Annotated in this window: 4 protein-coding genes, 1 tRNA gene and 2 rRNA genes (1 of these 7 cut by a window edge); 3 read left to right on the top strand and 4 right to left on the bottom strand. The window is 65.3% G+C overall.

The features are described from left to right. From LV780_RS16880 to LV780_RS16870, 3 genes are all read left to right on the top strand, one after another. Positions 1–2,088 (top strand): 23S ribosomal RNA (locus LV780_RS16880) (it extends 833 nt beyond the left edge of the window). A 99-nt stretch (positions 2,089–2,187) separates the two neighbouring features. After that, a 5S ribosomal RNA gene (gene rrf, locus LV780_RS16875) occupies positions 2,188–2,302 on the top strand. 70 nt (positions 2,303–2,372) lie between these two features. Further along, positions 2,373–2,449, top strand: a tRNA-Met gene (locus LV780_RS16870). Here the strand turns inward: LV780_RS16870 and LV780_RS16865 are convergent. The 4 genes from LV780_RS16865 to LV780_RS16850 form a co-directional block, all read right to left on the bottom strand. Next, the gene (locus tag LV780_RS16865; protein ID WP_233864218.1) at positions 2,406–4,064 is read right to left on the bottom strand and encodes a recombinase family protein; all 1,659 of its coding nucleotides are present in this window, start codon (positions 4,062–4,064) and stop codon (positions 2,406–2,408) included. The genes LV780_RS16870 and LV780_RS16865 overlap by 44 nt on opposite strands. A gap of 684 nt (positions 4,065–4,748) precedes the next feature. Then, the gene (locus LV780_RS16860; protein ID WP_108222378.1) at positions 4,749–6,866 is read right to left on the bottom strand and encodes an AAA family ATPase; all 2,118 of its coding nucleotides are present in this window, start codon (positions 6,864–6,866) and stop codon (positions 4,749–4,751) included. Beyond that, positions 6,863–7,582, bottom strand: a complete 720-nt coding sequence (locus LV780_RS16855; RefSeq protein ID WP_108222377.1) for a TVP38/TMEM64 family protein — start codon at positions 7,580–7,582, stop codon at positions 6,863–6,865. The genes LV780_RS16860 and LV780_RS16855 overlap by 4 nt, the downstream gene beginning before the upstream one ends. 57 nt (positions 7,583–7,639) lie before the next feature. Further along, on the bottom strand, positions 7,640–8,677 hold the full coding sequence (locus LV780_RS16850; protein WP_233864184.1) for a sulfurtransferase: 1,038 nt from the start codon (positions 8,675–8,677) through the stop codon (positions 7,640–7,642). Positions 8,678–8,701: the final 24 nt, after the last annotated feature.

Here is an 8,701-nt window from a genome sequence, read left to right as displayed (position 1 = left end):
GATGACTTGTGGCTAGGGGTGAAAGGCCAATCAAACCTGGAGATAGCTGGTTCTCCGCGAAAGCTATTTAGGTAGCGCCTCGGACGAATACCTCGGGGGGTAGAGCACTGCATGGATGATGGGGGCCCACAGCCTTACTGAGTCTAAGCAAACTCCGAATACCCGAGAGTACTATCCGGGAGACACACGGCGGGTGCTAACGTCCGTCGTGAAGAGGGAAACAACCCTGACCTGCAGCTAAGGCCCCCAATTCGTGGCTAAGTGGGAAAGCATGTGGGACGGCCAAAACAACCAGGAGGTTGGCTTAGAAGCAGCCATCCTTTAAAGATAGCGTAACAGCTCACTGGTCTAGATAAGCTGTCCTGCGGCGAAGATGTAACGGGGCTCAAGCCACGAGCCGAAGCTCAGGATGCACAGCAATGTGCGTGGTAGCGGAGCGTTCCGTGATATAGCGCACTGTCTGTTCTAATGATCGCGACACCAATGCGCTCAAGCAGCGAAGCGGTAGCGCGCGCATATGCGCAGACAAAGCGCTTTCTGTGAAGCCGGGCCGTAAGGCATCCGGTGGAGAGATCGGAAGCGAGAATGTTGACATGAGTAGCGACAAACAGGGTGAGAGACCCTGTCGCCGAAAGTCCAAGGGTTCCTGCTTAAAGCTAATCTGAGCAGGGTGAGCCGGCCCCTAAGGCGAGGCCGAAAGGCGTAGTCGATGGGAACCAGGTTAATATTCCTGGGCCAGGAGGATGTGACGGATCGCAGGTGTAGTTCGGCCTTATCGGATTGGCCGGGCTGCTGAGCGGTCCCTGGAAATAGCCCTCCATCAGACCGTACCCTAAACCGACACAGGTGGACTGGTAGAGAATACCAAGGCGCTTGAGAGAACCACATCAAAGGAACTCGGCAAAATGCCTCCGTAAGTTCGCGAGAAGGAGGCCCCGTCTTTGGGCAACCAGAGGCGGGGGGCACAAACCAGGGGGTGGCGACTGTTTACTTAAAACACAGGGCTCTGCGAAGCCGCAAGGCGACGTATAGGGTCTGACGCCTGCCCGGTGCTGGAAGGTTAAAAGGAGAGGTGCAAGCCTTGAATTGAAGCCCCAGTAAACGGCGGCCGTAACTATAACGGTCCTAAGGTAGCGAAATTCCTTGTCGGGTAAGTTCCGACCTGCACGAATGGCGTAACGATCTCCCCGCTGTCTCTGATGTGGACTCAGCGAAATTGAACTGTGTGTCAAGATGCACACTTCCCGCGGTTAGACGGAAAGACCCCATGAACCTTTACTATAGCTTCGCACTGGCATCAGGAATGTGATGTGCAGGATAGGTGGTAGGCATCGAAACGGGGACGCCAGTTCCCGTGGAGCCAACCTTGAGATACCACCCTTCGCATTCTTGATGTCTAACCGCGGTCCATTACCTGGATCCGGGACCCTGCGTGGTGGGTAGTTTGACTGGGGCGGTCGCCTCCCAAACAGTAACGGAGGCGCGCGATGGTGGGCTCAGACCGGTCGGAAATCGGTCGTCGAGTGCAATGGCAGAAGCCCGCCTGACTGCAAGACTGACAAGTCGAGCAGAGACGAAAGTCGGCCATAGTGATCCGGTGGTCCCGAGTGGAAGGGCCATCGCTCAACGGATAAAAGGTACTCTGGGGATAACAGGCTGATGATGCCCAAGAGTCCATATCGACGGCATCGTTTGGCACCTCGATGTCGGCTCATCTCATCCTGGGGCTGGAGCAGGTCCCAAGGGTATGGCTGTTCGCCATTTAAAGAGGTACGTGAGCTGGGTTTAGAACGTCGTGAGACAGTTCGGTCCCTATCTGCCGTGGGTGTAGGAGACTTGAGAAGAGTTGCCCCTAGTACGAGAGGACCGGGGTGAACGAACCACTGGTGGACCAGTTGTCGTGCCAACGGCAGTGCTGGGTAGCTATGTTCGGACAGGATAACCGCTGAAGGCATCTAAGCGGGAAGCCCCCTTCAAAACAAGGTCTCCCTTGAGGGCCGTGGAAGACCACCACGTCGATAGGCCAGAGGTGTAAGCGCAGCAATGCGTTCAGCTGACTGGTACTAATTGCCCGATTGGCTTGATCTGAACCGGTAACAGCAAGGCTCAAAAGCCAAGCTCTACCCCAGATCAGAAGCAGCACGACCTGGAACAAGCATAAGCCTGATGTTGTCGTTTCTTCTCCGGTCTGGTGGCCATAGCACGAGCAAAACACCCGATCCCATCCCGAACTCGGCCGTTAAGTGCCGTCGCGCCAATGGTACTGCGTCTCAAGACGTGGGAGAGTAGGTCGCCGCCAGACCTGATAAGAAACGAAAATCTCCAGAACGATCAAAATCAACCGCGTCAAAATACAAACGACGCAAAACGGCCGCGGGGTGGAGCAGCCCGGTAGCTCGTCAGGCTCATAACCTGAAGGCCGCAGGTTCAAATCCTGCCCCCGCAACCATCGTCACTTGCCTCACGCCCGTAGCAATGCTGCGGGCTTTTGTGTTTCTGCCCATCCCATTGTCGCACAACGACAAGATCGCCCCGAGTTCGCCGTAGAGCTCGATCGCGTGCCCGTTCGCGGCCGCCGCATCCGGGGTCAGCACGATCTTCCCGGTCAGCCCGCGCAGGATCCCAGCCGCCTCCGGCTTCGTCTCGGCGTCGTTCAGCGCTGCCACCAGGTCGGCGATCTTGCGGCCGTAGATCTCTGACAGCCCCGGATGGATCGCCACCGGCTCCGGGTCCGGGATCTCCGCGAGCCGCGCTTCCAGATCGGCCCGCTCCGCCTCCAGCCCGTCCATCTTCGCCTTCATGCTTGGATGGAACATGCCTTCGGCAATCGCGGTGACGATGTTGTCGATCTCGCGCGTGACCTTCGTAAGCTTCCGTTCGGCCTCGCCGCGCGCCGCCAGAACCTCCAGCCGCTCGGCCTGCGTCGCCCGCTGGAACTCGGCGATGAACTCGGCAATGAGGTCCGGATGCATCAGCCGGTCACGCAGGCCACCCAGCACGCGTTCCTCGACCACCGTCCGCGCGATCGTCTTCCGGTTCGAGCAGGTCCCGCGGTTGCGCGCCGCCGAACAGCCGTATCGGCTGTCGCTGATCATGATGTAGCTCGCGCCGCAGCAGCCGCAGGAAAGCAGGCCCGACAACAGGTGCTTCGGCCCGGTGCCGCGTTCCGCGCAAGGCGCGTTCGGCTTGTCCTGCCGGGCGATCAAGATATCGTCGCGGATCGCTCCTTGGCGAAGCTTCACCCGGCTCCAGAGCTCGTCCTCGACGATCCGCAGATGCGGCACGTCTTCGGTGATCCACTCGGAGGCCGGGTTAAGCCGGGCCTGGCGCTTGCCCGTGGCCGGATCCTTCACGAAGCGCTGCCGGTTCCACACCAGCCGGCCGATGTAGAGTTCGTTGTTCAGGATCCCGGTGCCCCGTTTCCAGTTCCCCGAGATCGTCGAGAAGCTCCAGCGCCCCGAGCCCTTGCCGCCCGAGCGCGGCGCGGGAATGCCGGCACGGTTCAGGTCGATCGCGATCGTCCGGGCGCTGGCGCCGGCGGCGTAACGTTCAAAGATCCGCCGGATCGTCGCGGCTTCCTTCGGGTCGATGGTTCGGTCGCCGGTGGTGAAGCTGCCATCGGGCAGCGGCTGGCGGTCCAGGCGGTAGCCATAGCTGATCCCGCCCGCCGACTTGCCCTTCCCGATCCGGCCCTCGAGGCCTCGGCGTGTCTTCTCGGCCAGCTGGCGCAGGAACAGCGCCGACATCGTCCCGCCGAGGCCGACATGCAGCTCGCTGATCGCGCCCTCCGCCTTGGTCACGACCGACACGCCAAGGAAGGTCATTCTCTTGTAGAGGCCCGCGATATGTTCCTGATCGCGCGACAGCCGGTCGAGACTCTCGGCCACGACGACGTCGAAGCGGCGCCCTTCCGCCGCCTGAAGCATGCGCTGGAAGTCTGGCCGCAAATGCGTGGCGCCGCTCATCGCCTCGTCGGCGAAGACCTCCACAACCTCCCAGCCGCGCTCGTCGCAGAGCCGGCGGCAGATCCGCACCTGGTCCGCGATCGAGGCCGCGCTCTGCATCTCCGAGGAGTAGCGCGCGTAGATCACGGCCCGCAGGCCGGGGGCGCCTGCCTGCACCAGTCTGCTGGTCATCGTGCTCCCTCCCTTACTCGCCTGGCCGGTTGGCGCAGGTCGTCTCCACCGCTCCTGTCGCGCCCTCCCGCGCGACTTGGCGTGCGAGGAGGCGGACGAGAGCGATCAGCGCAGGATGCGGCGCCTCCCCGGTGTCGGCAAGTCCCGTCGCACCCGACGCGCGGCCCGCGGCCGGAGCGGGGGCTCCGGCGGTCGTGCTGGCATGCGTCTTCCGTGCTCGGGCCATCGGCCGAGATGCTCCGCTTGCGGCGAATGGGCATCCCATTCGCGGGGCTGAGGGTCTGGGGCGGGGTGAAGATCCCGCTCCCTGGCCACCAGTCTACCTCAGGCCAGCCTGCTGCGAAGCAGTGATTCGACCGTCCGACCGTCAGACCTGTGGATATCCCTTTGATCGTCACCGGTATCTCATCGAAAAACAATGCGTTGCTGTGCTCTCTCCTGAGGCCGCCAGTCACCGGACGAGGGCCGGGGTGGCAGTGACCGCAATCGCGGATGTCAAGCGCAAAAGCTGAACCACGAAGGTTCGGCCGGCAGAAGCCCTGTGGGCCTTGACGCGGTCGACGAAGAGCCCCCATTGCGGATCGACAGGCGGCGCCGACCGGCGCCCCCCGCTCATGCGGCGCCATCGGGCGTCGGCTCCTGCGGCAGCAGCGGGAAGGGGATGACCTGCGATGTCTCCTCCCGCTCGGGCGGCCCCTTGTGGACCTCCGCGAGGAGGGTGGTGACGCGGGCGGCATCCAGGTCGCGCTCGCGCAGCAGGACGGTCGCGATCCGGTGTAGGTGCGGCAGGTGCCGGCCGAGCAGGTCGAGCGCGGTGGCGTGCGCCGCGCAAAGCCGCGCCTCGATCCGGGCACGCAGTCCGGGATCGGCGCCGAGCAGGTCACCACGCTCGGCGTCCCGCCACGACAGCCCGCCGTCGCCGTCGGTCAGGCGCCACGACACCTCCAGCTTCAGCGCGAGCCGGGTAGCGGAAGCGAGATCGCTGTCGCGACCCTCGCCAGCACCGCTCGAGGGCGCGCCGTAGACCAGGACCTCCGCCGCACGGCCGCCCATCAGCGTCGCCAGCTCCGCCTCCGCCGTGTCGAGCGTCTGCAGCGTCGCCATGGTGCCGGCGACGAAGCCCCCCCGCGCCGTGAGGCGGACGAGGCGCGGCGCCGGCCGGTCTAGGAGATGAGCGACGAGCAGGTGACCGACCTCGTGAAGCGCGACGCGGCGGTCGATCTCGGCATCAAGCGGCGGCGCGAGCCGCTCGGCGGCCGCGGCCAGATCGGAAGCCGTGAGCAGGCGGCCGGCGGCCCGCGCCCGGCTCGCGGCGTCGCGCAGCAGCGCCGCCACATCGGCGCCCGAACAGCCAAGCAGGCGACGGGCGAGGGCCGCAATCGCCCCGGCTTCGATCCGGGGGCGGGGATCGAGACGGGCGAGGCCGGTGGTGAGCAGATCCTCCAGCCCTGCCGCATCGGGCAGCGCCATGGCGAGCTTCAGGTCGAAGCGGCCCGAGCGGATCACCGCCGGATCGACGTCGGCGGGATGGTTGGTGGCACCGAGGACGAGGACGCCCTCGGCGCGGGACAGGCGCGACAGTTCCTCGAGCAGACCGTTCACCACGCCCCGCTGGTAGCGCGCCGAGTTGCCGTCGTCGCTGCGGGCGAGGAAGCTGTCCAGCTCGTCGATGAAGAAGACCGACGGCGCCCGGGCGATCGCCTCGTCGACCCGCGCGTGAAGTTCCGCGAGCATGTCGCCCTGGTGGCCCATCTTCTGACAGGCGCTGTAGCTGGTGGCGATGAACGGAACCCCGGCGCTGCCGGCGGTCGCCTCGGCCGCCATGCTCTTGCCGGTGCCGGGCGGGCCGAAGAACAGGGCCGAGGCCGATACCTCGCTCCAGGCGAGGCCGCCTCCGCGCCAGCGACCGAGGTCGGCGACCATGCGCGTCAGGATCCGCACCGGCTCGGGCTGGCCACGGACGTCCGCGAGCGTCAGGGCCGACGCGGCGCCGGGCTTCGTCATCCCGGCCAGGCGCTCGGCCACGGCCTCTGCGGTGGGCGCCATGAATGCGGTGCGGATCGCGATCGGCGCGAGGCGGGCCAGCGCTTCCGCCTCGGGAAGACGCAGCGCCTCGGCGTCGAAATCCTCGGGATGGGTGCGGCTCAGCACCTCCAGAAGCAGGCCGGCAGACAGCCGCGGCAGCCGCACCTCGGGCCCGAAGAGGGCCGCGAGATCGCCCCACCGCAGGTCGCGCTCGGCGCTGACCAGAAAGACCGGCCGCCCGATCCCGACGGCGTCGCGAACCTTGTCGCGGTGGAGCCGGATCTCGCTGGCGCGGTCGCGCGGGGACTGATCGGACCGGAACGACACGATCCGGGTCATCGGATCGGCGGCATCCTCCTCGTCGACCTCCGCCCGGTCGCGCAGATGGCGCAGAAGCCGCCCGCTGAATGCCTTGCCGATGGCGTCGTCGCAGCCAGGCAGGGGCGGTCGCACGAGAGTGATCGCCCCGGGGTCGAACAACCGCGCGAGATCGCGGCCCTTGGGCAGCACCCTGGCGAGGGCCGCGACCATCAGCAACTCCAGCGCCTCGTGCCGCCCGGGCCGGCGGAGCCGTTCGGCTGCCTCACGGCGGGCATTCTCGTCCTCAGCCTCGGCCATGCCCTGGCGCATCAGGTCGAGCAGCCCGGCAATGAGGAAGCCCGTCACGGTCGCTTTCAGAACAAGGGGGCGTGGGATCGCGCTCATCGGATGCCCCCGTTCGCCGGGCGCGTGAACAGCTTCGGGCCGACAAGCCAACCGATGATGGCGATCACCACGGTGATCGAGAACAGCCAGAACAGCGCCCTGATCGAGCCGGTGACGCTTTGCCCGAGGTAGGAGTAGAGCAAGGTGGCGGGTAGCTGGCCGACACCTGTCGCCAGCAGGAAACGGCGGAAACTGACGGGTGTCAGCCCCGCCGCGTAGCTGATGATGTCGAACGAGACGAATGGCAGGAGGCGAGCGATCAGGATCGAGGCGCTGCCGTAGCGTTCGAAGAAGAGGTCAGCCGTGTCGAGCGCCCGGCTGCCGCCTGCGAGCTTCTCGACGGCTGGTCGCCCGAAGGCTCTGGACAGCCAGAAGCAGAGGGCAGCCCCCAGCATGGCCGAGGACCAGGACAGGGCCGCACCCCAGGCCCAGCCGAACAGCAGGCCATTGGTGAAGGTCAGAAGGAAGGCCGGGATCGGCGCCGCGATCGACTGGAACACCATGAGCGCGGCCGAAACCACCGGCGCCCAGATGCCGAATCCGCCAAGATAATCGCGCAGGGCCGCGACCGCCTCGGTCACGTCAGACGTGGTCAGGATGGCGAGGGCGCGATGGAGCGCCTCGGGTACTCCGGGGATCGCCACATAGGCGATGCCGCCGGCAGCCAACGGCAGAACGGCGAGCGCAGCCGCGCGCCAGCCAACATTTACATGCATGAGGAAATTCCATTCACTCGAAAAGCAGGGCTACGGAGAACCCGTTGCCCGCAGTGCTCAGTCAGTCACCAACGGAAAATCTGCAGGATCCTGCGCCGACCACTCCCACATCGAGCCGGCATAGTTCCGTGCCTTCAGACCCGCGTCATTCAGGACCGCGGTGACGAAGCCAGACCGGATGCCGCCGGTGCAGTATGAGACGATCTGCGCCCCGGCATCGATGCCCAGGTCCGCGAGCCGGGCCTTCAGCGCCTCGCCGCTCAGGACGTGCCCGTTTTCGTCAAGAAGGTCGCGATAGAAGAGGTGTTTGGCGCCCGGAACATGGCCGCCGCGGCTTTCTCCGTAGGGGGTCTTGCCCGCGAACTCGCGCGGCTCGCGGACGTCAAGCACCGCCACCCCGTCCTTGCCGATCAGGTTGCGGAGTTCCTCTTTCCGGATCTCGTAAGCCTCGATCCGGGACACCGTGAAGTCGCCCGGCAGCTTTGCGGACGTCAGTTCAAGCGGCCCTCCCTCCAGCAGCGCGGAAATCCCGCCGTTGACAAGGAGGGTCTGGGGATGGCCAAGCGTGCGGAACGTCCAGACGATGCGCCCATCCTCGCCCCAGCCGTTGACGCTGTCGGCGACAACGACGGCCGGCACGTTCTGCGAGAGGCCGATGCCCTGTAGCTTCTGTGTCAAGGCAGCATCATCCTGCAGAAGCCGTCCCTTTTCCGGCAGGTCGGCATTGGTGAAATCCTGCCAGATGACGGTGGCGGCACCTTCCAGCGGCGCGGCCTTCTTGAGATCGGCGCCCCGGGCATCGACAAGCAGCGCGCCATCGGCCAGAAGGGCGCGGGCCTGATCTGCCCCGATGATCCAGCGCGCGGTGTCGGCATCGGTTGCGTGCCCTTGCAACGGCCCCAGCGCAAGGCCGGCAACCGCAAGCACGCCAAGCAGGAAGTTCCGGCGGGCGGGTCTTGAGATGGCGTTTGGCATCTTCATCCTCGACTTTATTACGACTCGATTGATCGTGACTTGAGATTGGGACGCAGGGCCGGTTCTGGCCATTCCAAAGGCTTGCCTTCTGGAAGAAGGATCTTGCCGCCGGCCCACCACTGTGAGGAAAGGCCATCTTCAATG

This window comes from Cereibacter azotoformans, assembly GCF_021391315.1.
In the GTDB taxonomy this organism is placed as follows: domain Bacteria; phylum Pseudomonadota; class Alphaproteobacteria; order Rhodobacterales; family Rhodobacteraceae; genus Cereibacter_A; species Cereibacter_A azotoformans.
This window is presented reverse-complemented; position numbering and strand designations above follow the sequence as displayed.

Coding starts and splice junctions, on each gene's coding strand:
- LV780_RS16865 (WP_233864218.1), bottom strand. CDS start 4,064: ATGCAGAGCGCGGCCTCGATCGCGGACCAGGTGCGGATCTGCCGCCGG.
- LV780_RS16860 (WP_108222378.1), bottom strand. CDS start 6,866: ATGAGCGCGATCCCACGCCCCCTTGTTCTGAAAGCGACCGTGACGGGC.
- LV780_RS16855 (WP_108222377.1), bottom strand. CDS start 7,582: ATGCATGTAAATGTTGGCTGGCGCGCGGCTGCGCTCGCCGTTCTGCCG.